Origin of the sequence: Trichococcus flocculiformis, assembly GCF_900113645.1 — a bacterium.
In the GTDB taxonomy this organism is placed as follows: Bacteria; Bacillota; Bacilli; order Lactobacillales; family Aerococcaceae; genus Trichococcus; species Trichococcus flocculiformis.
Genome location: NZ_FOQC01000003.1, coordinates 152,393 through 175,710 on the forward strand (window position 1 = coordinate 152,393; position 23,318 = coordinate 175,710).

26 protein-coding genes are annotated in these 23,318 nt (G+C 46.6%); 4 read left to right on the forward strand and 22 right to left on the reverse strand.

What is annotated here, in order from left to right; genetic code table 11:
* Positions 1-30 precede the first annotated feature (30 nt).
* The 17 genes from recN to comGA all read right to left on the reverse strand — a co-directional run bounded on the left by recN (position 31) and on the right by comGA (position 12,886).
* Positions 31-1,731 carry a DNA repair protein RecN gene (gene recN, locus BMZ71_RS02665; protein ID WP_086988072.1) on the reverse strand — a complete coding sequence of 567 codons (1,701 nt, stop codon included), beginning with the start codon at positions 1,729-1,731 and terminating at the stop codon, positions 31-33.
* 34 nt (positions 1,732-1,765) lie between these two features.
* On the reverse strand, positions 1,766-2,608 hold the full coding sequence (locus BMZ71_RS02670) for a TlyA family RNA methyltransferase (RefSeq protein WP_086988073.1): 843 nt from the start codon (positions 2,606-2,608) through the stop codon (positions 1,766-1,768).
* A gap of 12 nt (positions 2,609-2,620) precedes the next feature.
* Positions 2,621-3,514, reverse strand: a complete 894-nt coding sequence (locus BMZ71_RS02675; RefSeq protein ID WP_086988074.1) for a polyprenyl synthetase family protein — start codon at positions 3,512-3,514, stop codon at positions 2,621-2,623.
* A gap of 5 nt (positions 3,515-3,519) precedes the next feature.
* Entirely contained in the window at positions 3,520-3,765 is a 246-nt protein-coding gene (locus BMZ71_RS02680; RefSeq protein ID WP_068559727.1) for an exodeoxyribonuclease VII small subunit, read from the reverse strand.
* On the reverse strand, positions 3,765-5,099 hold the full coding sequence (gene xseA, locus BMZ71_RS02685; RefSeq protein WP_086988075.1) for an exodeoxyribonuclease VII large subunit: 1,335 nt from the start codon (positions 5,097-5,099) through the stop codon (positions 3,765-3,767). Before xseA ends, BMZ71_RS02680 begins: the two co-directional genes overlap by 1 nt.
* A gap of 16 nt (positions 5,100-5,115) precedes the next feature.
* Positions 5,116-5,955 (reverse strand): bifunctional methylenetetrahydrofolate dehydrogenase/methenyltetrahydrofolate cyclohydrolase FolD, encoded by an 840-nt coding sequence (folD, locus tag BMZ71_RS02690; RefSeq protein WP_086988076.1) that lies wholly within the window; start codon positions 5,953-5,955, stop codon positions 5,116-5,118.
* 126 nt (positions 5,956-6,081) lie between these two features.
* Complete coding sequence (gene nusB / locus BMZ71_RS02695; protein ID WP_068559734.1) at positions 6,082-6,537, reverse strand: transcription antitermination factor NusB; 456 nt, start codon at positions 6,535-6,537, stop codon at positions 6,082-6,084.
* On the reverse strand, positions 6,534-6,959 hold the full coding sequence (locus tag BMZ71_RS02700) for an Asp23/Gls24 family envelope stress response protein (RefSeq protein ID WP_068559736.1): 426 nt from the start codon (positions 6,957-6,959) through the stop codon (positions 6,534-6,536). The genes nusB and BMZ71_RS02700 overlap by 4 nt, the downstream gene beginning before the upstream one ends.
* A 26-nt stretch (positions 6,960-6,985) precedes the next feature.
* The gene (gene efp / locus BMZ71_RS02705) at positions 6,986-7,543 is read right to left on the reverse strand and encodes an elongation factor P (RefSeq protein ID WP_086988077.1); all 558 of its coding nucleotides are present in this window, start codon (positions 7,541-7,543) and stop codon (positions 6,986-6,988) included.
* A 68-nt stretch (positions 7,544-7,611) separates the two neighbouring features.
* Positions 7,612-8,673 carry a M24 family metallopeptidase gene (locus BMZ71_RS02710; protein WP_086988078.1) on the reverse strand — a complete coding sequence of 354 codons (1,062 nt, stop codon included), beginning with the start codon at positions 8,671-8,673 and terminating at the stop codon, positions 7,612-7,614.
* A gap of 254 nt (positions 8,674-8,927) precedes the next feature.
* The gene (locus tag BMZ71_RS02715) at positions 8,928-9,248 is read right to left on the reverse strand and encodes a hypothetical protein (protein ID WP_068559741.1); all 321 of its coding nucleotides are present in this window, start codon (positions 9,246-9,248) and stop codon (positions 8,928-8,930) included.
* A gap of 31 nt (positions 9,249-9,279) precedes the next feature.
* Complete coding sequence (comGF, locus tag BMZ71_RS02720) at positions 9,280-9,750, reverse strand: competence type IV pilus minor pilin ComGF (protein ID WP_086988079.1); 471 nt, start codon at positions 9,748-9,750, stop codon at positions 9,280-9,282.
* A complete protein-coding gene (locus BMZ71_RS02725) occupies positions 9,719-10,060 on the reverse strand; it encodes a type II secretion system protein (RefSeq protein ID WP_086988080.1) in 342 nt (113 codons plus the stop codon). Before BMZ71_RS02725 ends, comGF begins: the two co-directional genes overlap by 32 nt.
* Complete coding sequence (gene comGD, locus BMZ71_RS02730; protein WP_086988081.1) at positions 10,035-10,478, reverse strand: competence type IV pilus minor pilin ComGD; 444 nt, start codon at positions 10,476-10,478, stop codon at positions 10,035-10,037. Before comGD ends, BMZ71_RS02725 begins: the two co-directional genes overlap by 26 nt.
* A 20-nt stretch (positions 10,479-10,498) precedes the next feature.
* Entirely contained in the window at positions 10,499-10,819 is a 321-nt protein-coding gene (gene comGC, locus BMZ71_RS02735) for a competence type IV pilus major pilin ComGC (RefSeq protein ID WP_086941310.1), read from the reverse strand.
* Positions 10,819-11,913, reverse strand: a complete 1,095-nt coding sequence (gene comGB, locus BMZ71_RS02740; protein WP_086988082.1) for a competence type IV pilus assembly protein ComGB — start codon at positions 11,911-11,913, stop codon at positions 10,819-10,821. The genes comGC and comGB overlap by 1 nt, the downstream gene beginning before the upstream one ends.
* Positions 11,843-12,886 (reverse strand): competence type IV pilus ATPase ComGA, encoded by a 1,044-nt coding sequence (gene comGA, locus BMZ71_RS02745; protein WP_306298095.1) that lies wholly within the window; start codon positions 12,884-12,886, stop codon positions 11,843-11,845. The genes comGB and comGA overlap by 71 nt, the downstream gene beginning before the upstream one ends.
* 169 nt (positions 12,887-13,055) lie before the next feature.
* On the opposite strand from comGA, the gene BMZ71_RS02750 reads away from it, so the two are divergent.
* Complete coding sequence (locus BMZ71_RS02750; RefSeq protein ID WP_068559755.1) at positions 13,056-13,952, forward strand: YitT family protein; 897 nt, start codon at positions 13,056-13,058, stop codon at positions 13,950-13,952.
* Between the two features lie 140 nt (positions 13,953-14,092).
* Here the strand turns inward: BMZ71_RS02750 and BMZ71_RS02755 are convergent, their stop codons facing one another.
* From BMZ71_RS02755 to BMZ71_RS02770, 4 genes are all read right to left on the reverse strand, one after another.
* The gene (locus tag BMZ71_RS02755) at positions 14,093-14,350 is read right to left on the reverse strand and encodes a hypothetical protein (protein WP_086988083.1); all 258 of its coding nucleotides are present in this window, start codon (positions 14,348-14,350) and stop codon (positions 14,093-14,095) included.
* A 45-nt stretch (positions 14,351-14,395) separates the two neighbouring features.
* Complete coding sequence (locus BMZ71_RS02760) at positions 14,396-14,905, reverse strand: DJ-1/PfpI family protein (protein WP_177187466.1); 510 nt, start codon at positions 14,903-14,905, stop codon at positions 14,396-14,398.
* A gap of 247 nt (positions 14,906-15,152) precedes the next feature.
* Positions 15,153-15,890 (reverse strand): YebC/PmpR family DNA-binding transcriptional regulator, encoded by a 738-nt coding sequence (locus BMZ71_RS02765; RefSeq protein ID WP_068559763.1) that lies wholly within the window; start codon positions 15,888-15,890, stop codon positions 15,153-15,155.
* Between the two features lie 66 nt (positions 15,891-15,956).
* Positions 15,957-16,454, reverse strand: a complete 498-nt coding sequence (locus BMZ71_RS02770; protein WP_086988085.1) for a VanZ family protein — start codon at positions 16,452-16,454, stop codon at positions 15,957-15,959.
* Positions 16,455-16,564: 110 nt separating this feature from the next.
* On the opposite strand from BMZ71_RS02770, the gene BMZ71_RS02775 reads away from it, so the two are divergent.
* A complete protein-coding gene (locus BMZ71_RS02775) occupies positions 16,565-18,373 on the forward strand; it encodes a M3 family oligoendopeptidase (protein WP_086988086.1) in 1,809 nt (602 codons plus the stop codon).
* 57 nt (positions 18,374-18,430) lie between these two features.
* Here BMZ71_RS02775 and BMZ71_RS02780 read toward each other — a convergent pair whose 3' ends face one another.
* Positions 18,431-19,327: a diacylglycerol/lipid kinase family protein gene (locus BMZ71_RS02780; protein ID WP_086988087.1), complete on the reverse strand. Its 897-nt coding sequence runs from the start codon at positions 19,325-19,327 to the stop codon at positions 18,431-18,433.
* Between the two features lie 172 nt (positions 19,328-19,499).
* Here BMZ71_RS02780 and trhO point away from each other — a divergent pair, with 172 nt between their 5' ends.
* Entirely contained in the window at positions 19,500-20,480 is a 981-nt protein-coding gene (trhO, locus tag BMZ71_RS02785) for an oxygen-dependent tRNA uridine(34) hydroxylase TrhO (protein ID WP_086988088.1), read from the forward strand.
* A gap of 144 nt (positions 20,481-20,624) precedes the next feature.
* Positions 20,625-23,249 carry a transglycosylase domain-containing protein gene (locus BMZ71_RS02790; RefSeq protein ID WP_086988089.1) on the forward strand — a complete coding sequence of 875 codons (2,625 nt, stop codon included), beginning with the start codon at positions 20,625-20,627 and terminating at the stop codon, positions 23,247-23,249.
* Positions 23,250-23,318: the final 69 nt, after the last annotated feature.

A 23,318-nucleotide genomic window follows, 5' to 3' on the forward strand; every position in this document is an offset into this window, starting at 1 on the left:
TCCAGTCTGTTCTACTGCGCAGGTCTTCTGTTACGCTTTGTTTTTTTCGGTATCGGCCAACTCAAGCAATTCTTTCGCATGAGCCAGCGAAAGTTCCGTGATATCGGTACCTGCCAACATCCGCGCCACTTCGTTGATGCGTTCAGCACCGAACAGCGACTTGACATGCGTCTTTGTCCGATCGGCAATGATTTCCTTTTCTATATAAAGGTGCTGATCCGCCATCGCCGCCACTTGCGGAAGATGCGTGATGCAAAGCACTTGTGAGTAACCGGCCACCAAGTGGATCTTATTGGCTATCGCCTGCGCTACCCTGCCCGAGACACCCGTATCCACTTCATCAAAGATGATACTGGTGATGCCTTGGGTTTTGGTGAAAATGGCTTTCATCGCCAACATCATCCTTGAAAGTTCGCCACCGCTGGCAACCTTCGCCAATGCTTTTAAAGGTTCGCCGACATTCGTCGCAATATAGAATTCCACCTGATCCAAGCCGTTATCAGTGATTTGAACCTTTCCTGGTTGTTCATGGAACACCGTCTTGAAAAGGACCTTGTCCATGTACAATTCCTTCAGCTGCAGTTGGATCTGTTCTTCCAGAACGGTTGCAGCTTTCTTCCGGATAGTGGTCAATTGTCTGCCGACAGCCAAGATTTCTTCTTTTGCTTTGTTGTAGTCCACATTGAGTTTCTCAAGGTAGCTTTCCCGGTTTTCGATCAGATCCAGCTCTTGGGAAATTTTTTCGTAATGCCCCAGCACTTCACTGATTGTGTTTCCGTATTTCCGCTTCAACTGGCGGATCAATTCCAATCGGTTCTCGATTTCGTTCAAGCGCCCTTCATCGTAGGACAATTGCTCGATTTCCGACAGGATGTCACCTGCGCATTCCTGCAGTTGGTAATACGCTGCCGAGACCGAGGATGCGATTGCCTGGTAGACCGGATTGATGTCCTGCACTTTTTCCAGAGCCGCCATGCCGAGACCGATTTTGTCGATGCCGTTCTCTTCACTGTTCTGCATTGAATCGTACGCACTCGTTAAAGCCTGCATGACTTTTTGGTAGTTGACGAGCAGGTTCCGCTCCTCTTCCAATTTTTCATCCTCTGCAGCATCTTTCAACTGCGCTTGTTCGATTTCCTGGATTTGGAAAGTCAACAAGTCGATTCTTTGGACCGTTTCTTTCTCGTCCGTCTTCAGTTTGATCAGTTGCTTGCGTGTATCAACATATTTGGCATAAGTATTGAGATAGGTCGTTTTGACTTCTCTCAGTTCATTCCCGGCAAACTGATCCAGCAGGTCGATATGTTTTTGCGGATCCATCAATTCTTGATGCTCGTTCTGCCCGTGGATATCGATCAGCGTTTCGCCTACTTCACGCAGAGTCGCAACTGTCACGATTGTACCGTTGACGCGGGAAATGTTTTTGCCGTTTCGGGAAAGTTCCCGATGCAGCAAAACTTGGTTCCCGTCTGCTTCGATTCCGTATGACTCCAACACCGAAACTGTCTTGGCGTTTTCGGGAATACTGAAAAGCCCTTGGATGACCGTCTTGTTTTCGCCGTATCGAATCAAATCGTTGGATCCTCTTCCGCCTGCCAACAGACCTACGGCATCGATGATGATGGATTTCCCTGCGCCGGTTTCCCCAGTCAGCACGGTCATACCCTCGTCGAAACTCACTTGAAGATTTTCAATTATTGCAAAATTTTTAATGGACAACTCTTGTAACATTCCGTATTCCCCTTCGCAATGGTTCCTTAGTCACCTATTTATCGGAAATCGAGATTGATTTGCTCTTAAGCTGCAGGTAAGCCTCTTTGACGACTTGCTGGCTGTCTATTTCCGGAGAAATGATTCCCGGCGCATGATCATTAGCCTCTAAATGGACCAAAAATTCGATGTTTCCGGTCCCACCTGTGATGGGCGAAAAGCTCAGATTTTTCACATCAAACCCGGTCAGCGAAGCGAACTCCAAGATGTCCCGCAACACTTCATTATGGACTGCCGGATCACTGACGATGCCTTTTTTGCCGATTTTCCCTCTTCCAGCTTCGAATTGCGGTTTGATCAGCGCAACGACGTCTCCGCCGACAGCGATGATTTCCTTCAGGACAGGCAAAATCAGTTTCAACGAAATGAAGGATACATCGATGGAAGCCATCTCGGGCCGTCCTTTTTCAAAATCCTCAAGCTTGCTGTAACGGAAATTCACCCGTTCCATCACCTCGACGCGCTCATCCTGGCGCAACTTCCAATCCAATTGGTTGTAGCCGACATCCAGTGCGTAGCATAATTTCGCTCCATTTTGGAGCGCGACATCCGTAAAACCGCCCGTTGAACTGCCGATATCCAAAAAGATTTTGTCCTTAGGGTTCACTTGGAATAAAGCGATGGCTTTTTCAAGTTTCAATCCGCCACGGCTCACGTATTTCAATGTTTCTCCTTTTATGTGGAGCGTTTTCTCGACGGAAATTTTTTCGCCCGGTTTGTCGTAACGCTGGTTGTTTTCGTCATAGATTTGCCCGGCCATGATCAATCTTTTGGCTTTTTCACGGGAATCTGTCAAGCCCTGTTGTACTACAAGTAAATCCAATCTTTCTTTTTCCATGGTAATCTCCCGTTATATTCTGACATAATCCAATATTTGGCGGAATACATCTATTTTGTTCTCCGTATCGCCATTGGATAGTACCACTCGATTCAAACAGTCTTCCGCTTGGCGAATGACGTCGTTCAGTTCTTGAATGGCTCCGGCGATACCCAATAAGGATGGGTATGTATTTTTGTTCAATGCGGCATCATGATGGATGGTTTTGCCTGTCTCGGCCTCATCCAACACGACATCCTTCAGATCGTTGTGGATTTGGTATGCCAAACCTAAGTGTCTGGAGTATCTTTCCATCTCGGTTATGAACAGTTCATCCGCATCCGCGATGAGGCATCCCGCCGTGACAGCGTACCTTATCAATGCGCCGGTCTTTTTATCGTGGACTTGCTTCAACTCTTCTATTGTCAGTGCCTTCTTTTCACCCTCAACATCATCCATCTGGCCGGCGATCATGCCGTTCGGACCCGAGGCTTTCGCCAACAAGTCGATCAGTTTGATTCTTTTTTCCGCCGGAATGTCAGAGGATTGTGCAAGGATTTCAAATGCCGCCGTCAACAACGCATCACCTGCAAGGATTGCGGTGGATTCTCCGAATACTTTATGGGAAGTCAAGCGCCCCCGTCTGTAATCATCATCATCCATGGCCGGCAGATCATCATGGATCAAGGAATACGTATGGATATATTCCAAAGCGGCTGCGGCTGCGAAGCCATCCGCAATCTCACCGTCGGCCAACCAAAGCGTCGCCAACACTAAAAGAGGGCGAATTCTTTTTCCGCCCCCCATTAAAGAATACGCCATCGCTTTGTGCAGATTTTCTTGCGAAGGCACACGTGCATCCAATTCCGAGTAGAGGAAAGCATCGAATCGAGGCATCCATTCCGATTGAAATTCACTAAGATTCATGCCTGTCATTCTCCTTCGGTTTGGGTTGCCGGCGCTTCAAAATTCGCTTCCGAACCGTCCGGATTAACGATTTTTGTCAACGTTTTTTCAGCATTGTTCAAAGTGTCTTGGCAATATTTGCTGAGATCCATCCCGACCTTGAATTGCTCCAATGCCTCTTCCAAGGGGACATCCCCTGCTTCCAGTCTTGTTACAATAGCTTCTAATTGGTTCATCGCTTCTTCAAAACTTACTTTTTTTTCGGCCTTCATCATTTTTCCTCCACCACTTGTTTTACTTCCGCTTCGGCGTAACCGTCCGAAAAATTCACTTTCAATTTATCGCCGCTTTGCAATTCCTTGACGGATGCGACTACGTTCCCGTCCCTTGTCGTATAAGTGTACCCCCGCGACATGATCTTCAACGGGCTCAACAAGTCCAACGATTGCATAGCCGATGTCATGCGCATTTCCTTTTGTTTCAAGTAGCGGTCCATGGCCCTTTGCAGTTCATCGGTGACCTGCTGTCTGCGATTGCCGGCCAGCTGAACGTCTCTTGCCGGATTGCGGTTTTCAAGACGCAATTGCAGCCGTTGTAACTCATTGGAGCGCAAATGGATCTGCTGTTGCATCTGATTTGCCAGTCGTTGCTGCACCTGGTCGGCTTTAATGGTATAACCTTCATACATCCGCTCCGGTTGTCTGAAGATATACGATTGCATGGCGCGATTCAATCGTTGTTGTTGCATCGTATGCAGATGCCGCATTTTCTGATAGAGCCTGTTGTCGATCTGATGGATATAACGGATGACATCGTTCAACACCGGCACAGACAATTCTGCCGCTGCTGTTGGGGTAGCGGCACGGACATCGGCAACAAAGTCAGCCAATGTCGTATCCGTTTCATGACCTACAGAAGAAATGACCGGGACACTCATAGCCGCTATTTGCCGAACGACCGCTTCCTCGTTAAAGGACCACAGATCCTCGATGGAACCGCCGCCCCTCGCAACAATGACAGTATCAAAATCGCCTTTATCCTCAATCAATTTAAGATTGCTTACGATATTGGCAGCGGAATCCTTCCCTTGGACTATCGTCGGATAAAGCACAAGTTGTACAATCGGATATCTCCTTTTGACGGTCGTCATGATGTCACGGATGACCGCACCGCTTGGACTGGTCACAATGGCTATCCGCTTAGGAAAGACAGGAAGCTTTTTCTTCGGTAGCAAAAACAACCCTTCGCGCGTTAATTTTTCCTTCAGTTCCGAAAAGGCTTGGTACAAAGCGCCGATGCCATCCGGTTCCATATGCTCGACCATTATGTTGTAGGTTCCGCCCGATTCGTAGACATTCACCCGTCCAATGAGCAGGACCTTCATCCCTTCCTTGGGCTTGAAGGCTAACTTGTCGAATCTGCCTTTGTACATCACCGCAGAGATGACAGCATGGTCATCCTTCAGGCTAAAGTATTGATGGCCCGGACGCGGACGATAATTGGATATTTCACCAGTAAGGTAGACACGTTCGAGATAAGGATCGGCATCAAATTTTCTTTTGATGTATTTGGTTAAAGCGGTGACGCTGAGATAGACAGGTTCCAACTTTGTGCCTCCTTGACTATTTTGCTTTATCGATTGTTTGTTGCAATAGCATCGTGATGGTCATCGGCCCTACACCGCCGGGCACTGGTGTGATATGGCTTGCGATGCCCATTGCACCGGCCGTGTCCACATCGCCGATCAACTTGCCCTCCGCGCTGCGGTTCATCCCGACATCGATGACGACTGCACCCTCTTTGATGAAATCAGCAGTGACGAAATGGCCTCTGCCGATTGCCGCAACCAGAATATCAGCTTCTTTAGCTAATTCTTTCAGATTTTTTGTGCGGGAATGGGCAATCGTGACTGTTGCATTTTCGTTCAGCAACATGATGGACATTGGTTTTCCGACGATATTGCTGCGGCCGATAACCAATGCTTTTTTTCCTTCAAGCGCGATATTGTATTCATCCAAAATTTTCATGATGCCGTATGGTGTGCATGGCAATGCAGATTCGTTGCCCAGGAAGAAATTTCCGACGTTCATCGGATGGAACCCATCCACATCCTTCTCGTAACGGATGGCACGCAGAACTTTTTGTTCATCTATGTGTTTCGGCAATGGTAACTGCACCAAAATACCGTGCATACTGTCGTCTTGGTTCTGCTTTTCAACTTCAGTCAGCAGATCCGCTTCGGAAATGTCTGCCGCAAGGCGAACGACACGCGAATTCATGCCCATTGCTTCGGATTGTTTCTCTTTATTGCGGACATAGACTTGACTTGCCTTATCCTCGCCGACCAAAATGACGCAAAGCCCCGGAGTTTTTCCTTCCGCTGTCAATGCTGCTACTTGTTTTTTCATCTGGTCCTGCATTTTTTTGGCTAAGCCTTTTCCATCCATGATAATCGTTTCCATTAATCAATCTCCTTTTCCTCGGTGTTATCGTTTATTTTACCATAATATCTTTGATTACAGTTAGAAAAGCGGGCCTGGTATATCCGATTTCATCAACTAAAAAAAGAAAACCCTTAAGCCGAAGCATTAAGGATTTTCCGTTTTAGGAATGAGGTTGGACAATACGCCATTGATGAATTTGCTCGATTGTTCATCGCAATATAGCTTTGAAATTTCGATTGCTTCATTCAACGCTACCCTTTGAGGTACCTGTTCCGTATCTCCCAACAGCATCTCATAAGCAGCAATCTGCATGATCAAAGCGTCTGCTTTGGCCAGTCTGCCCACGGTCCAGTTCTTCAGATAAGGTTGAATCGCTTCATCGATCGCCGCTTGATTATCCAATACGCCATGCACCAATGTGATCAAGTAAGGATAATCTTGAATTTCGACATCCTCTTCGCTGTTCCATTCTTCTGAATCGCTCAACAAAGCTTGCTTGATGGCTTCTTCAGGGGTCAATTCTTCGTTTGTCTTCAATTGAAAAAGAGCTTGAAGCGCCTTTTCACGGATTTCTCTTCTTGTTAAACGGGAATTGCTCACGCATTCTCCCCCAATTCTGTATCCAAATCAAGATAAGTACTATCTTCGGATTTTGGTGCAACGAGACCGACCACATGGACGTTCACTTGCGACACTTCAAGATTGCTCATGTAAAGGACTTGTTCTTTCACTTTTTCTTGCATATCCAAAGCGACTTTCGGCACGGAAGCGCCGTATTTGATGTAACAATAGACATCAACCGACAAACCATTCTCATCGACAGTCAAATGTACGCCTTTGTTATGGGTAGTGCGACCCAACAGTTCATTGACGCCAGTCTTGAAAGACCCTTGCATCGCATAAACACCTTCTACTTCATTCGCTGCAATACCAGCAATTACTTCAATCACTTCAGGAGCAATTTCAATCTCTCCCAGCGGAGCCGGACCGTTTGCTAAAGGAATGTTTGTTTCTTCCATCATCTGTCATTCTCCTTTCTTGGGAAACACTATGCGCGGGATACGTATGAGCCGTCCGTTGTGTTGACGATAAGCATATCATCCGCATTCACGAAGAATGGTACATTGACCATCAATCCAGTCTCCATTTTAGCCGGTTTTGAACCGCCTGAAGCTGTATCGCCCTTGATTCCTGGCTCAGTTTCTTCCACGCGCAGGATTACTGTATTCGGAAGATCGACACCGATTGTTTCTGATTCATACATCAGGATATTGACTTCCATGTTTTCTTTCAGATAGTTCAATTCGTACTCGATTTGGCCTGCGTTCAATTCGATTTGTTCATAGTTTTCTGTGTCCATGAAAACGTAAGCACCGGCACTCTCGTAAAGAAACTGCATTTTACGGTTCGCGATGTGCGCTTTTCCGACTTTTTCACCCGCACGGAAAGTTTTTTCCTGTACAGCTCCAGTGCGAAGATTCTTCAATTTTGAACGGACAAAAGCCGCACCTTTACCTGGTTTTACGTGTTGGAAATCGACAACTTTCCATAACCCTCCATCAATTTCGATCGTCAAGCCTGTCTTAAAATCATTTACTGAAATCATTTATAATTCCTCCTGTGGCAGCTCATTTGAACTAAGTTTACCATTATTTTAATGCGGATTCTATTTTTTTATAAAATAATCAACTCTTTTGGAGAATGCGTCAAAATCTCGTTGCCGTTAGCACGGATCACAAGATCATCTTCAATCCGGACACCGCCAAGACCAGCGAGATAGATGCCCGGTTCATTTGTGATGACATTTCCCGGAACAAGCACTTTCCCGGCTTTTTGCGATGTATTCGGCCCCTCATGAATCTCCAAACCGATTCCGTGGCCATTTGAGTGGCCGAACGCATCTCCGTACCCGTGTTCCGTAATGTACTCGCGTGCGACACTGTCTACTTCCATGCCGCTCATGCCAGCTTTTGCCGCTGCATTCACGCGCAATTGGGCAGCCAGCACAATCTCGTAAATCTTCTTCAATTCTGCATGCGGTTGCCCCACTGAAACCGTGCGGGTCATATCCGAAACATAGCCATTGTAATAGCAACCAAAATCCAGCGTCACGAAGTCGCCTTTTTCGATTAATTTCGGACTGGCGACACCGTGCGGCATAGCGGAACGAATGCCACTGGCGACAATCGTTTCGAATGAAACGCCACTCGCACCTAATTCACGCATGTGGAAATCCAAGCGGTTAGCAATTTCTATTTCCGAAACTCCTGGACGGATATGATCAAGGATGAACAGGAAACCGGCGTCCGCAATTTCACAAGCACGGCTGATAGTTCGAATTTCATCTTCGTCTTTGACTTCACGCAACTCTTCAATGATGCCCGAGGCAGGAATCAGGTCACAAGTCACAAGATCCTCTAAATCCTCGACACTTCGGAAAGACAGGATGGCATCTTCGAATCCCATTGATGCTAGACCTTTTTCTTCCGCGATCTTTTTCACTTCATCGAATATTGGTCCTTTATTCTGAATAATCTGAAAACCCTGTGCCTGTGAAGCAGCTTGTTGGGTGTAACGGAAGTCGGTCACAAAAAAAGCTTCCTCTTGAGTGATGACCGCCAAACCGGTCGTACCCGTAAAATTGGAAACATAACGTAAGTTATATTGACTTGTCACCAGCATTGCATCCATCTTCTTCGCTTTGATGGCATCTTGCAATTTTGAGACTCTACTCATTTCACATACTTCCTTCCAAAAAAATCCTGTTTGTTTATGAACATACCTATCAAGTATATCAAAAAAGTGCTCGTATAGATAGGGGGAATTCGTCAATAAGAGCTTTGAGGCCAGTATTAGACCCCAAATCCGATGAAACAGCCAAGAACCGCACAAATAACCCGACGTACCTACGGGTTACTTGTGCGGTTCTTTATGCTGTTTACCTCAGGTCTGGTTCTCCATATGACCTTTATGACCTTTTATTTTGCATATCACTCCGGGGACAGGATTTCCAATACCAGCGTTTCGCTGTAGGCATTTTGCAGGGTCACGGTGGCAGTGACTTTGCCGCTCGCATCCGCCACGCAGTGCACGATTCCTTCTTCAAAATACAGGGAAGCCGGTACGATCCGATTTTCCGGACTCGATATTTTGTTATGTTCCTTCAGCCAGTAATCTGTATACGCCAGTAAAGTTTGCGCTTTGTAGTGGTTTTCCGTCAATCTGTACAGATAGAGCTGATTCTCATAAACTCTTATGATTCCGAAAAGCATCATTTGTGAAAGGAACAAGTAAAAAATGGTGATCGGCAAAATCGAGCCGCCCCTGCCTAGTGATCGATCACTATTTAATGGGGGCTTTCGGCAGGATGAGATGCGCTCTGCGCGTCTGGTCGTCCGAAAGCGTAGCCTGGATAGAAATCCCTTCATTGGTCACCTCGTATTTCAACGCTTTGACTTGCAGCAGCATCGGATGATAGCCTTCTCCGTTTTTGTAACGAAGCACTTTATTGATACGGAACTCATAAGTATAAACAGCAGTATCAGCAGGATTTTTTGATTTGGTGCGGACGGTCGTACTTGTCTTTTGCACCATCAACTCGTCTTCCAACTCATGCTCGAGTTGGATCAGGAAAAGATGCCATTCTGCTTCTTGTCTCTGCTCCAGCTGTACGTTCGCAGTGCGGATTACTCCCATGCCTCCAACTATCAGCAGGAGCACCAACGTATTGACAGTCAGCGCAAACGCCGCTTCCAATAAAGTGAATCCGGCTTGCGATTGTTCAGGGTTCTTTTGCATCGATTTCGTCGGCATGCACCGTCACCCTTTCTGGCCCATCATCACCGCTCACTATAAGTTCTGAGGTTTCCGGATTCCAAGTAGTGGTGAACAGTATACCTCCGGAAGCCTGACTTTCGATTGGGTTTCCTCCTTTGGCGATGACCTGCATCTGGTCCTGCGCGACCCGCCAGTAGGCAACTTCCGCTCCCGCCGCTTTTAAAGTCGTGAAAAATTGAACGGAATGCGGCATCAGCACATAGATTGAGATGCTGACCATTGCCAAAGCGATCAGACTTTCGAAAAGCATATATCCGCTGCTATCGTTTAGCTTTATTGACTTCATAACGACCGCTCCCCAATTGGATTGTGATGGTATAGCGATATCGGGCCGTTTCCATGATGATGGTATTCGGTTGCAGATATCCACTGCCTCCTTTGATGAATCCAGTGTAGCCTTGAATCACTTTTGATCCTTCAGGCAAAAGCAACTTCCGATTGATATAACGGTCCGATCCGGCACCGTCTTTAAAAACAGCATAATGCGTTGCGCCGATTGGTCGCAGGACATCCATATTGACGCCATTCCCTGTGATGACCGCATAACTTTGAGCTGTGTGAAGTTCCGTCAAGAAATCGTCCAAAAACAGATTGAACGCGAGTTCATCCGTTGCGGTTTCCAATTGCGGGGTCAGCAGCAAAATCATGGAGGCGATCATCAGTACCAATAGGCTCTCCAATAATGTGAATCCGCTTTTATACATTATTCAAGCCGTCATTTAAATCATTCAATTTTGGAAACATTTCCGCCTGCAATTGTCAGTTTGGCGGTTGCTTGAGTCACTTGATTGTCGCTTAAGTAACCACCAGCCTTGAGTTCAGCGAAATTGGCAGCTTCCGTCCCTGTATCCAGTTCATACATGTCAGCCTGTGTCTGCACGACGACCGCCAGAGCGTCCGTGCCTTTTGTCTCCACGCTTTTCTTCGTGTTCGCCACATTCGGGATGATCATCAGCATCAGCACCGATATGATGAACAGAACAAGAACCATTTCCATTAAAGTGAAACCATTTTTGTTTTTTAGTGTTTTTTTGATCGTATTCATTAATACATTCCTCCTAATGAACTAAGCATCGGCATCAACAATATAAGATAGATCGCCATCACGATGACGGCGACCATGAGGAACAAGACAGGCTGCAACCAGCCGATTTTCTGTTCGATGTCCGCTATCAACAGCCGGAAACATTCTTCGCTGTACATGCTCAATTTGATCGGCAATTGGCTGGTTAGCTCGCCGTGATAGATGATCCAGCCCATCTCCTCTTTGAAAACGGGATAACGTTTGATGATTGTCGTCAGGCTATCGCCCTGCATCAACCCTTCCTCCACCAATCCGGATATGTCCTTCATCCAGGCAGTCCCTTCATCACCTCGCATCAGCGAAACGATCTGGTTCAGCTGCATGCCGTTGCGGAAGAAATAAGCGTATTCCCGGCAGAAGAAAAAGGAATAGTAGAGTTGGACCCATTTGCTGAATAGCGGAATCCGGCAGAACAGCAAAGATTTTTGGAAAGCTGATTTCTTTTTCAAATAACTTTTTGCCAACAGGACTAAGCTGGCGGCTAAGCCTAGCGTACCCAGTATGATGAGCGGCAGGTTCTCCAGGTAAAGCAGGATGATGCGGACCAGCAAGCCGGAACCCTCTTGCGAGGGCACCAGCATCGTCTCCAAACTGGGCAGTAGGACCTGTCTGATCGCAATCAGCATTACGTTCGCGAACACCAGCAAAAACAAGGGGTAGATCAAGACTTTTCTGAGCTTATGCAATTGTTTATCCTTTTCAGTCAGGAAATCGGAACAAAACAGCAAGGTTTCCGTCAATTTTCCGTGAAGGAAGGATAAGCGCAGCTGCGATACGACTTGTTCCGAAAATCCGCATCCAGCCAATGCATCCGCAAGATTGATACCTGTTTCCAGTTTGACCAACATGCGCTGGATATCGCCCGAGCGCTTCGGCTGCATCACCTTCAGAAAGGCAAGCCCTTCCGACAACGAAAAACCTTCCTTCAGTAATTCACCTAAGCGCCTCAAAAAATAAGCCTGCTCTTTTGCCAGCCAACGTTTTTCAGACGAGATTCTCCAAGTAATTTTTTTCCGTAATGTATCCACACGCATAGGCTTTTCGCAATTTATCATTCAGTGTGACAAACCGCTTTCCGTCCTCCTTGTTCTGCAGATGGTTCTGCAGTTCCTTACCTGCCAAAATTTCATAGATAGCAGCCGACTTTTCGTTTACATGATAATGGGCGCAGTGAATGGTGCACTTACCGGAGCACAGTGGACAATATTTTGCGATCAAACGTTGGGAAACGACAGCGAGCAACGTCTGCTTTATTTGTTCGGAAGAAATCGCCAATTCCCGCAGCCTTTCCAATACCCCGAATGACTCTTTGGCATGGATTGTCGCAATCACCAAATGCCCCGTCAATGCGCTTCTTACGACCATTTTAGCTGTTTCCTGATCCCGGATTTCGCCTATGACGAGAATATCCGGATGATGACGCAGGCACTGGCGGATGAGCAGGTCGTATGTGATACCTGCCGCTTCATTCACTTCGGCCTGCAGAAACAGCGGCTCCTCAATTTCGACCGGATCCTCCATCGTAATGATCTGCAGCGGTTCATCGGCATATTTCCTGCGCAGCAAGTGATAGATCGTCGTTGTTTTGCCGGATCCGGTAGGGCCAGAGAACAGTACAAGACCGCTCTTGTGGTCCAACAGTTCGAGCAACTCCGCCTCCTGGGCCGGGAAAAATGCGTGCAAACCCGGTTCAAAACCCGGATTGGCATAAAGCAGGCGGATGACAAGCGACTCCTGGTAGCGGAAATTTGCGATGGTGGACAGCCTCAGTTCAATTTTTTTGCCGTTCAGCCTGTACCTGACAGCACCGGATTGCGGTTTCCGCCTTTCACCCACATTCATGTTCGAAAGAAATTTGAAATAAGAAATCAGCCGCTCACCCTTTTCTATTGAATACACCGCTACTTTCGATAATCCGGTACTCACGCGGAAAAAGAGTTCATAATGGTCTTCGTAAGGGAGCAGATGGATGTCGGAAACACCCAGTCGCATCGCATCGGCCAACAAGCTCTCTGCTTTTTCTTCCATATTCATCACCTCATTTCTATTTTGCCGTCACTTATAGCTTCTGCAAAATCCTGGCTTCCGCTCTTTCTCCAACGAGAAACTTAGTTAAAAATATGTTATATTGGCATAAACAGCGGTCCTACACGCGAAAAACAAGCGGGATAACTTGATATAAGGGAGGTGAACTTTTTTGAAAAAGAACGTTGTTGGTTCGATTCTTCTGATTGCAATCGGAACATTTCTGTTCGCGATGGGCATCAATATGTTTTCCGTGGCGAACCATCTTGGCGAAGGCGGTGTCACCGGCATTAGTTTGTTGGCCTTCTATACCTTGGATGTCCCTGTAGCCATCACGAGTTTCGTGTTGAATGGCATCATACTGGTCATCGGATTCCGATTTTTGGAAAAATCGACCATGAGGCTGACGCTTTTGGCCACACTGTTGATGTCGGTGTTTCTCCATCTGACTGCTGCTTGGCGCTATCCGATGGAAACAATCATTCTGGCTCCGCTTTGCTCCGGGTTTTTGGTCGGCACAGGCTTGGGACTCGTGATGCAGGCAGGCGGTTCAACGGCCGGGACCGACATCATCGCCTTGATTTTCAATAAATATCTCGGTTGGAGCACCAGTATCGCACTGGTCGTATTGGACCTGTTCGTCGTCGGACCTTCAATCTTCGTCATCGGGCTGGAGAATGTCGTTTTGACTGTCGTGCATCTCTATGTGCAAACGAAAGTGCTGGATTTCATCTTGGAAGGGTTCAATCCGAAAAAACAAGTCCTGATCATCTCGGAGCGGCATCAGGAAATCGCTGATGCGATCGATAAAAAAATCGGTCGCGGAATGACCTTCTTGGAAGGTGAAGGCTATTACTCCAAAAGCCAGAAGAAGGTGATTTTGATAGTCGTCAACAGACAGCAATTGATGCCGTTAAACCGTATTGTGACAGCCATCGATCCTAAAGCTTTCTTCACTATCAGCGAAGCTCAAAGCGTCATCGGAGAAGGTTTCTCTTATTTGATTTCGGATGAGCAATACCAGCAGAAAATCAACGATTTCATCGATGAACAGTCGCAACAACAATAAAGCAACGACACAACGAAAAAGAACGGCAAAGGACCAGTAAAAATGTCCTTGTCGTTCTTTTTCGTTAGGATGCTGTGATGATCATACAAATAGTTGGACCTTCAGGAAAGCAGAAAAACGACGGTCTTCATGATATCCATTTACTCCACCGCAGCATTGTAGTTCATTCTGGCAATCTTCAGGTTCTGCTCTTCTTCGCGCATTACGGCGAGATTTTTTTCCGAATTGTTTTTGATCCATTCACCTTTCACATCCGCTAAGGCGATTTCCTTACGCTCCAGTATTTTCTTCGCCTCCTGCAGCTCGAACTTCAACAATCCGAATTTCCTTTCCAGATCTTGTATTTTTATCGGATTCTGTTCCTTCAATAGTTCAATTCTAGCTTTCAACTCTTCCATATACCTTGCCGCCTCCAATTCCTCAAAAACAGCTGTCTTAGCTCTTTATGCCGTCAAAAATTTGCATATTTCCAGTCCGAACTGCCTTGCCTGATCCGGACCGCTCGCAGTGATGATATTGCCGTCGACTGTCAACGCGGACTCAGAATAAATGGCTCCTTTTGCTTCAATAGTTGCGATTTCGGATTCGAAAACAGTCGCATTTTTCTTCTTCAACAAACCAGCATTCGCCAAGACCACCGGCGCGATACAGATTGCAGCAACCATTTTGCCCTGCCCGTTCATCGCCTGTGCCAACATCCAGGCATGCGGATCGTCGAAGAAAACACGGCTCCCCTGACCTCCAACGAACACCACTCCATCAAAACTGGTCGTATCGACATCCTCAACCAAAAGATCCGACTGCGCAATCCCGCCATGCACCCCCATACAAGTTCCGGTCTTGTGGCTTGCGATCCACATCTCATGCCCGCATTTCGCAACCTCTTCCTGGGTCATGAATAATTCTTCATCACGAAAGTCTTCAGGTGCAATCACAAATATTACTTTTGCCATACGGTTGTCCCCCATTCATAGTTTATCCCGATTGGATAATGATCGCTTCGCTTTAAGAGCCGCGATCGAAAATCCCAAGGAAAATCCGACTTTGGCTATCTAAATTATACTACAAGCCTAACAAGAAAGCGATTCCAACCAGGCGGCACTGCCTATTACTAGGCTCCGAGTCGAATCCGAAAAAACGGTTGCCTACCTTGTCCGCAGACAGTGGTAAGCAACCGTTTTTTATTTTATCTGTACTATGTTATTCTTCGTCGTCCAGATCAGCGTTGTGGAATACTTCGGAGACATCATCATCGTCTTCCAGTTTTTCCAACATCGTTCTGAATTGCGTTTCTTTGTCCGCTGCAATAGACGACAAAGTTTGCGGAACCATTGTGACCTCAGCTTCAGCCAGGACATAGCCTTCTGCCTTCAAAGCTTCGGAAACAGCATCAAAATCGGCAGGATCCGTGTAGATTTCGAAAACTTCATCACTCGTCTGCAGCTCTTCTCCACCGGCTTCCAATACGCTCATCAACATTGTATCTTCATCCACATCCAAGTCTTCACGTTCGATTGCGATATAGCCTTTACGGTCGAACATGTAACTAACCGAACCTGATTCACCTAAAGATCCTCCATTTTTATTGAAAGCAACCCGGATATTAGTGGCGGTACGGTTGCGGTTGTCTGTCAAAGCATGGACCAAAACGGCTACACCGTTCGGACCGTATCCTTCGTAAGTGACTTCTTCATAATTTTCGCCTTCTCCAGCAGATGTTGCTTTTTTGATGGCACGCGTGATGTTATCATTCGGCATGTTCGCTGCTTTCGCTTTATCGATCATTAAGCGCAGGCTCGGATTAGATGAGGGATCCGGACCGCTGTTTTTTGCAGCCATATAAATTTCTTTCGATAATCTCTGAAAAATTTTACCTCGTTTTTGATCTGCAGCGCCTTTTGCACCTTTGATTTTACTCCATTTTGAATGTCCTGACATTCAGATCCCTCTTCTCATCTATTAATTTACTCAATCATTTTATCAAAAGTAACCGCTTATGGCAATTCACTTTCTGCCTTTTCTGACTGTAAAGAAGAACCAACCGGTGATTACCGCCAAAACTGCTCCTGCGCCGGCCAAGACCACATCTTCCTTCATCGCAAATGCCGGAGACACCAGCGATTGATGAAATTCATCCGCAGCCGCGTAACTGACGGAAAGCAACAGCGCCACAACAACAGGTGTAACTACATCCCGCATCTTCCCGGAAAGACCGCCATACCAAAGATAAGTCAAGATGAAATAGGAAAGGAACAACCATATCTTGCTGCCGAAGAATCCCAGAAAACCGAAATAGCCCAAAGCCTCCGTGCTGACCATCTGCTCACCGTATCGGAAGGTGAATGTTGCGAATAACCCGGAGAGCGGTTGCGATTGCAGGAAATTCGCGATGATGTTCGGCAAAGCATAAAAATCTTGTCGGAAAGTGGCACGGTAATAGAGATAACCCATGATCAAAACTGCTCCCACTATATATGAATTGCTTCTTTGCTCTTTTTGCATGTAGTATTTTTCCTTTCCTGATGTGAATTCTTTTATTATTTCTGATGTAAAACGGATATAATGTACTTATGGCAATAAATTAGTCAATCAAGACTGAGAGGATGATCAGCATGAAATATAGCCTTACCTGGGATTTGGACTCGTTTTTCGAAGGCGGGAGTTCTTCACCGGACCTACAAGACAAGATAAAATCCATCCAAGACGGATTGAAGGATTTTGAATCCGCAGCAAACAATTGGAACCCTGAACGTGATAAACCGGAATACTCTGATTTGAAGGATTTGCTTCATTACGAGGAACAGTACACAAAAGCCCTGATGCAATGCAACAGTTTCATAACAGGTATCCAATCCGCCGATGTATCGGATTTGAATGCAAGCGCAATCCATGCGCGAATAATTCAATTGTACAGCAAATTAACGATTATTCAAACGACTCTGAAGAAAAAAATAACTGCCATCGAAGAAAACGATTGGACGTTGTTGGTGAAAATGCCTTCCTTTTCAGCTCTTGCATTTGCACTGTCAGAATGGCGCCAACAGGGCAGTCGCCTCCTCTCCGATAAGGAAGAAGCCTTATTGGCAAATTTGCGTGTCGATGGATTCAATGGCTGGAGCGCGCACTATGACACGCTCGTATCCTTCATCAAGATTCCTTTTGAAGAAGCTGACGGAACTTTGAACGAACTATCAGCTGGTCAAGCGATGAACCGGATGTATGCCGATCCCGATCCGAGCGTCCGCAGAAAAATATTCGTCGAGTGGGAAAAAGCTTGGGGATACCTTGCTCCAGCCTTCGCCGATACGCTGAACCACCTACAAGGTTTTCGTTTGGCGGATTTCGAGGCGCATCAGGATGAGGACTTCTTGGTGGAGCCATTGCGTTACAACCGCATCAAACGCGAGACACTGGAAACGATGTGGCAAGCCATCAGTACGAACAAACAGCCCTTCCTTTCATTTTTGGACCGCAAAGCCGCTCTGATGGGCAAAGGCAGGCTGGCTTGGTATGATGTCGATGCCCCTGTGTCGCTCGGCAGTTTCCAGTCAAAAACCTTCAGCTTCGACGAAGCAGTCGATTACATCATCGAACACTTTGCCTCCTTCGGTCCGAAACTGGCAGACTTTTCCTTGGACGCCGTCAAAAACCGCTGGGTAGAAGCCGAGAACCGATCAGGCAAAAGACCTGGAGGCTATTGCGAAGATTACCCGGAATCGAAAGAGTCACGGATTTTCATGACCTTTACGGGTTCAGCCAGCGATATGAGTACACTGGCCCATGAATTGGGACATGCCTTCCATTCACACGTGATGCGCGATCTGCCGGATCTGAACACGCGCTACGCCATGAACGTCGCCGAAACGGCATCGACTTTTGCGGAAACCATCATCAGCGCTGCCACAGTCAGGGAAGCGAGCAGCGATGAAGAAAAAATTTCCTTGCTCAACACGAAGCTCGAAAATGCGACGGCCATGTTTCTGAATATACATGCTCGTTATCTTTTCGAGAAGACCTTCTACACCGAAAGGATGAACGGCTTTGTCACTGCAGAACGACTGTCAGTAATGATGGAAGCCGCCCAAAAAGAGGCTTATCAAGATGCCTTGAGTGACTACCATCCCCTATTCTGGGCGAGTAAATTGCACTTTTTCATCGATGATGTGCCCTTCTACAATTTCCCTTACACGTTTGGCTTCCTGTTCAGCCTGGGAATCTATGCGCAATCGTTGCAGCAGACTGAAAATTTTGAAGAAACCTATATTTCGTTACTGCGGGATACTGGTTCGATGACAACTGAAGACCTTGTGCTGAAGCATCTTGGTGCCGATATCACTCAGCCGGACTTCTGGAATCAAGGATTGGAGATCATGGCAGCTGATGTAAAGGAATTCCTGCGCCTGACCGAAAAGTATGTCTAAAGACAAAAGACAAAACACATCCCTGCGACCTGTATTTTGGGTCGTAGGGATGTGTTTTTAAGAGCGTGCCGGTCCATAAACCTTTATAAAGGAAGGTAGTATCGCGATTTCAAGCGGAAATGCAGGGCCTTCATCACCGTCTACATTCGTGATCAGTTTATCGCCATCCGCAATGGCGACAGTAGCGTGTTTGAATGTTCTATAGATGACAGTATCCGAATTTTTGAGTTCACCCATGATAAGCTGAGGCAGGATTTTCAGAGAATCCGACAGACTGAACTCCTTGAAAACGACCATTCGCATTTTCCCGTCATCGACTTCTGCTTGTGGCATGAAATGCTCGAAACTGGCGATTGAATTCGTCAAAGCAATCAGGAGGAGCGGGGATTCCTGAGTAAATGTTTCCTCATCCACTGTTATGCGGAAACGATGCATCGGCTGGTTCGCCAGCGCTTTCCCTCCTTCAATGAAGTAAGCCAGTGGACCTAATTTTGTTTTTTGCTCCACACTCACTTCTTCCACAGCTTCAGGAATCGCGCCGGCAGCAACATTAGACACAAAATATCGGTCATTAACTTTGCGGATATCCAAATCCAACAAGACCGCAGTTTCAAACATTTCGATAGCCTGCCCGGGGTCCAAAGGGATGCCGAGCGCCCTTGCTAGATCATTGACAGTGCCCAATGGTACGAAACCGAAAGAGACATCTGTTCCGGCAGCCGCCAAGCCGTTGATGGTTTCATTGACTGTGCCATCACCTCCCATGCAAAACACAGCTTCATGGCCGTTCTTTGCAGCTTCATACGCAAACTTCATGGCATCGCCCTGTTTCCCTGTTTCTTTGACTGTCACCTCTTCGAACATGTTTCTCAATTGCGTTTCCATCAATTCCAGATAACTAGAGGCCATTTCGCCCCCTGATGATGGATTGACGATCAATGTACAAATGCCCATTTCATTCCCCCACTTTCATTTTATCTCTAATGTAAGTGTAGCATGCACCACTCACATCCATAAAGTAGAACACCATTTTTCGAATTTTGAGCATATCCTTGGCTTTTCGCTTACAAAATGTGTATAATTTCATAACGTTCGAAGTAAAACAGATTGAATTAGGGGGAGCAGTATGACAAAAGACTATCGTGTCCTACTCTATTATAAATATACACCGATAGAGGATGCAGAAACATTCGCGCAAGAACATCTACGATTCTGCAAAGAAATCGGCTTAAAAGGAAGAATTTTGGTAGCACCGGAAGGCATCAACGGCACGGTCTCCGGAACAATCGATCAAACACAAGCCTACATCGCTCAAATGAATGCAGATCCGCGCTTCAGCGACATCACCTACAAAATCGATGAGACAGACGGTCATGCCTTCAAAAAGATGTTCGTCCGCCCACGCCAGGAAATCGTTTCCTTGCATTTGGGAGGAGACGATCTCGATCCCAACGAAACTACTGGTGAATACTTATCTCCGGAAGCTTTCCGCGAAGCCATTCTAGACGAAAATACTGTCGTCATTGATGCCCGCAACGATTATGAGTACGACCTCGGCCACTTCCGCGGAGCTGTTCGTCCGGATATTGCAAACTTCCGCGAATTGCCGCAATGGATCCGTGAAAACAAAGAACAATTTATGGAAAAACGAGTTGTGACTTATTGCACCGGCGGCATCCGTTGTGAAAAATTCTCAGGTTGGCTCGTCAAAGAAGGTTTTAAAGATGTCGGCCAACTGCATGGCGGGATCGCAACCTACGGCAAAGACGAAACGGTTAAAGGCGATCTTTGGGATGGGAAAATGTATGTCTTCGATGAGCGCATCGGTGTGGATATCAATCGCATCGAACATGTCGTGGTCGGAAAGGACTGGTTCGATGGAACACCATGCGAACGCTACGTGAATTGCGCCAATCCAAGCTGCAACCGGAGAATACTTTGTTCCGAAGAAAACGAGCACAAATACATGCGCAGCTGTTCGCATGAATGCCGCGTCCATCAGCCGAATTATTATGTGCAACGTAATCAATTGACGCAGTCTGACGTTGAGGAACGTTTGGCTGCCATCGGTGAAACATTTGAGAATACTGCTACTACAACAGTATAGCAATAACATTGTCAGCAAGGATAATATTCCTTGCTGATTTTTTGTGTTCCTCTCACTTAGTGATTGTTCACGCTATGTAATAGTCAGGGCAGAGCTTTTTTGTTATACTGATAAGTGACCACCTGAAAAGGAAAGAGGGAATTTATGAAGAATCCAGATGGAAATAATGCGGAAAAATGGCTGAAAAAAATCGGCGAATTTGTTAAACGCCTTGGGCAATCAATAAATAGCCGCCTCCAGCGGATTTTCACGAAAGAAAATGCTGCAAGAACAAAAGAGAGAGCTTTGCTGTGGGAACAAAAAACCCACAAGCGTATAAACCAAAGTAAGACTTCATTGCGAAAAATGAAACATAAGTTGGACACCGAAACAAACATGAAACCGCTCCTTTCAAAAGGAGCTTTCGGTCTCAATGTTTTTTTCGGTGTCATCCGGAACATTTTTACCGGAATCATACTTCTGATGGTCTTGTTGGGCATGTTCGGCGGTGGTGCTGGTCTGGGTTATTTCGCTAATTTGATTTCAAAAGAAACTGCCCCTACCTACGAAAGCATGGCTGAAGACATCGGAAATGTCGAACTCGTTTCCACTATGTATTATGCGAACAGTGAGGCCATTTCGGAAATACGCACAGATTTGGTCAGGACAACTGTCGGATCAGAAAACATCTCTCCGCTCATCAAAGAAGCACTCATCGCAACAGAAGATGAAAATTTTTATGAGCATAATGGGATTGTACCTAAGGCCATTTTAAGGGCGTTGGTGACTGAACTGACCGGATTCGGCAGTCAAAGCGGCGGCTCAACATTGACGCAGCAGCTCGTCAAACAACAGATTTTGACGAATGAAGTGACTTTTTCCCGCAAAGCCAATGAGATTTTATTGGCGCTACGGCTTGAAAATTTCTTTACGAAAGATGAAATTCTGACAGCCTACCTGAACGTCTCGCCATTCGGCCGAAACAGCAGTGGTTCCAACATCGCCGGCATAGAGGAAGCGGCGAACGGTATTTTTGGCGTCCATGCTATCGATGTTTCGTTGGCTCAAGCGGCTTTTTTGGTGGGTATCCCACAGAATCCATATACTTATACCCCTTTCACCCAATACGGAGAAAGAAAAGAAGATTTGACTGCAGCCCTTAACCGAAAAAATACTGTGCTTTTCCGGATGCTCAGCGAGGGATATATCACCAAGGAAGAATATGATGCTGCAATCGCGTATGACATCACTCAAGATTTCGTACCTGCTAATGCCACACAAGAGGACCGGAACAGTTACCTTTATCAAGCTGTCGAACGTGAAGCAATCCTTGTTCTGATGGAACAGGCCGCAGCCGCAAACGAGCTTACGATGGACGATCTGGAAGCCGATATTGAATTGTACAACGAATATTACGCCAATGCCGACAACACATTGCGCTTGTCCGGCTACAACGTATACAGTACAATCGACAAAGATGTCTACAACGGCATGCAAGAAGTGGCAGCAGATTACGGACAAACTTTGGGCGAAACCTTTGTGGATTCTTATGTCGATGCAAACGGAGTCACGCAGGAAGTGATTGAGCTTGCGCAAACAGGCAGTGTTCTTATCGAAAATCAGACCGGTAGAATCATTGGCTTCATCGGCGGACGAGATTTTTCAGTCAACCAAGTGGACCACGTATTCAGCACGAAACGTTCTCCTGGTTCCACGATTAAACCGTTGTTGGTCTACGCACCGGCGATTGAACAAAATCTGATTTATCCCGCCTCGATGGTGCCTGATACAAAGATAAGCATCAAACAGCCAGACGGCACGTTATGGGAGCCCACTAACTTCGGCGACACCATTTCCAATACTTACGTGACCGCGCGCCAGGCCCTCTACCAATCTAAGAATAATCCGACAATCAAACTCTATGTCGCTATGAACAGCAAAGGAATGAATCCTGGGCAATATTTGGAAAAGATGGGTATCACTTCAATAGACGAATCGGAATACGGCAATCCGTCCCTAGCAATTGGGGCAACGAATGACGGACCGACTGTTTTGGAGCAGACCAGCGCGTTTACGACCTTCGCAACTGGAGGCGAGCATGTATCGCCTTACCTGATCGAAACAATCACGGACAAGCACGGAAATGTTGTTTATCAGCATGAGTCCGAAGCGACAAGAGTGTTCTCGCAGGATACAGCTTATTTGACTTTGGATATTCTGCGCGACGTCATAACTGACGGCACTGGCCGTTCGATCAACAATTATCTGAATTTCAACGCTGACTGGGCCGGAAAGACCGGTACATCGGAAGCTAACCGTGACATTTGGTTCATCGCCAGCACCCCTACCGTTACGCTCAGCTCTTGGATGGGTTACGACAATTACAAGGGAGAACATGTCTTCTATGATCCGAATAATCAAGGACTTCCAACTGGCCGAAATTTGAATTATTGGTCGCAAATCGCCAACAAAATCTACAGCATCAATCCGGGCATTCTCGGGACCGACCAGACGCATCAGCGGCCGGAAGGCATTGTCGAAAAATCAGTTTTGGCCGAAACCGGAACATTGGCAGGAACCGTGTCATTCGCGAACGGCTTATCCGTCACGCTTAATGGTGGAACAAGGACCGACTTATTCAAAGCTGATGCGTTGCCGAAGCAAATTTCCTACTACTTCTCCCCCGGGGCTACCGATAAAGACCTGGAAGACTATTGGGATAGTTATTTGGCTGAAGCAGCAGCAAGACGCAATGCAGCCGCTGATGAAACTCCCACAACTGAAGAATAAGCGAAAAGGCTGCCCGTCATGGCAGCCTTTTGTTTTTGGCATTTGTATTTTCGTCAGCAGTGCCGGAAA

Bases quoted from the DNA above. Each gene is read 5' to 3' on its own strand.
- recN (WP_086988072.1), bottom strand. From the start codon at position 1,731: ATGTTACAAGAGTTGTCCATTAAAAATTTTGCAATAATTGAAAATCTT.
- BMZ71_RS02670 (WP_086988073.1), bottom strand. From the start codon at position 2,608: ATGGAAAAAGAAAGATTGGATTTACTTGTAGTACAACAGGGCTTGACA.
- BMZ71_RS02675 (WP_086988074.1), bottom strand. From the start codon at position 3,514: ATGAATCTTAGTGAATTTCAATCGGAATGGATGCCTCGATTCGATGCT.
- BMZ71_RS02680 (WP_068559727.1), bottom strand. From the start codon at position 3,765: ATGAAGGCCGAAAAAAAAGTAAGTTTTGAAGAAGCGATGAACCAATTA.
- folD (WP_086988076.1), bottom strand. From the start codon at position 5,955: ATGGAAACGATTATCATGGATGGAAAAGGCTTAGCCAAAAAAATGCAG.
- BMZ71_RS02700 (WP_068559736.1), bottom strand. From the start codon at position 6,959: ATGATGGAAGAAACAAACATTCCTTTAGCAAACGGTCCGGCTCCGCTG.
- efp (WP_086988077.1), bottom strand. From the start codon at position 7,543: ATGATTTCAGTAAATGATTTTAAGACAGGCTTGACGATCGAAATTGAT.
- BMZ71_RS02710 (WP_086988078.1), bottom strand. From the start codon at position 8,673: ATGAGTAGAGTCTCAAAATTGCAAGATGCCATCAAAGCGAAGAAGATG.
- comGF (WP_086988079.1), bottom strand. From the start codon at position 9,750: ATGCCGACGAAATCGATGCAAAAGAACCCTGAACAATCGCAAGCCGGA.
- BMZ71_RS02725 (WP_086988080.1), bottom strand. From the start codon at position 10,060: ATGAAGTCAATAAAGCTAAACGATAGCAGCGGATATATGCTTTTCGAA.
- comGD (WP_086988081.1), bottom strand. From the start codon at position 10,478: ATGTATAAAAGCGGATTCACATTATTGGAGAGCCTATTGGTACTGATG.
- comGC (WP_086941310.1), bottom strand. From the start codon at position 10,819: ATGAATACGATCAAAAAAACACTAAAAAACAAAAATGGTTTCACTTTA.
- comGB (WP_086988082.1), bottom strand. From the start codon at position 11,913: ATGATAAATTGCGAAAAGCCTATGCGTGTGGATACATTACGGAAAAAA.
- comGA (WP_306298095.1), bottom strand. From the start codon at position 12,886: ATGGAAGAAAAAGCAGAGAGCTTGTTGGCCGATGCGATGCGACTGGGT.
- BMZ71_RS02755 (WP_086988083.1), bottom strand. From the start codon at position 14,350: ATGGAAGAGTTGAAAGCTAGAATTGAACTATTGAAGGAACAGAATCCG.
- BMZ71_RS02760 (WP_177187466.1), bottom strand. From the start codon at position 14,905: ATGGCAAAAGTAATATTTGTGATTGCACCTGAAGACTTTCGTGATGAA.
- BMZ71_RS02765 (WP_068559763.1), bottom strand. From the start codon at position 15,890: ATGTCAGGACATTCAAAATGGAGTAAAATCAAAGGTGCAAAAGGCGCT.
- BMZ71_RS02770 (WP_086988085.1), bottom strand. From the start codon at position 16,454: ATGCAAAAAGAGCAAAGAAGCAATTCATATATAGTGGGAGCAGTTTTG.
- BMZ71_RS02775 (WP_086988086.1), top strand. From the start codon at position 16,565: ATGAAATATAGCCTTACCTGGGATTTGGACTCGTTTTTCGAAGGCGGG.
- BMZ71_RS02780 (WP_086988087.1), bottom strand. From the start codon at position 19,327: ATGGGCATTTGTACATTGATCGTCAATCCATCATCAGGGGGCGAAATG.
- trhO (WP_086988088.1), top strand. From the start codon at position 19,500: ATGACAAAAGACTATCGTGTCCTACTCTATTATAAATATACACCGATA.
- BMZ71_RS02790 (WP_086988089.1), top strand. From the start codon at position 20,625: ATGAAGAATCCAGATGGAAATAATGCGGAAAAATGGCTGAAAAAAATC.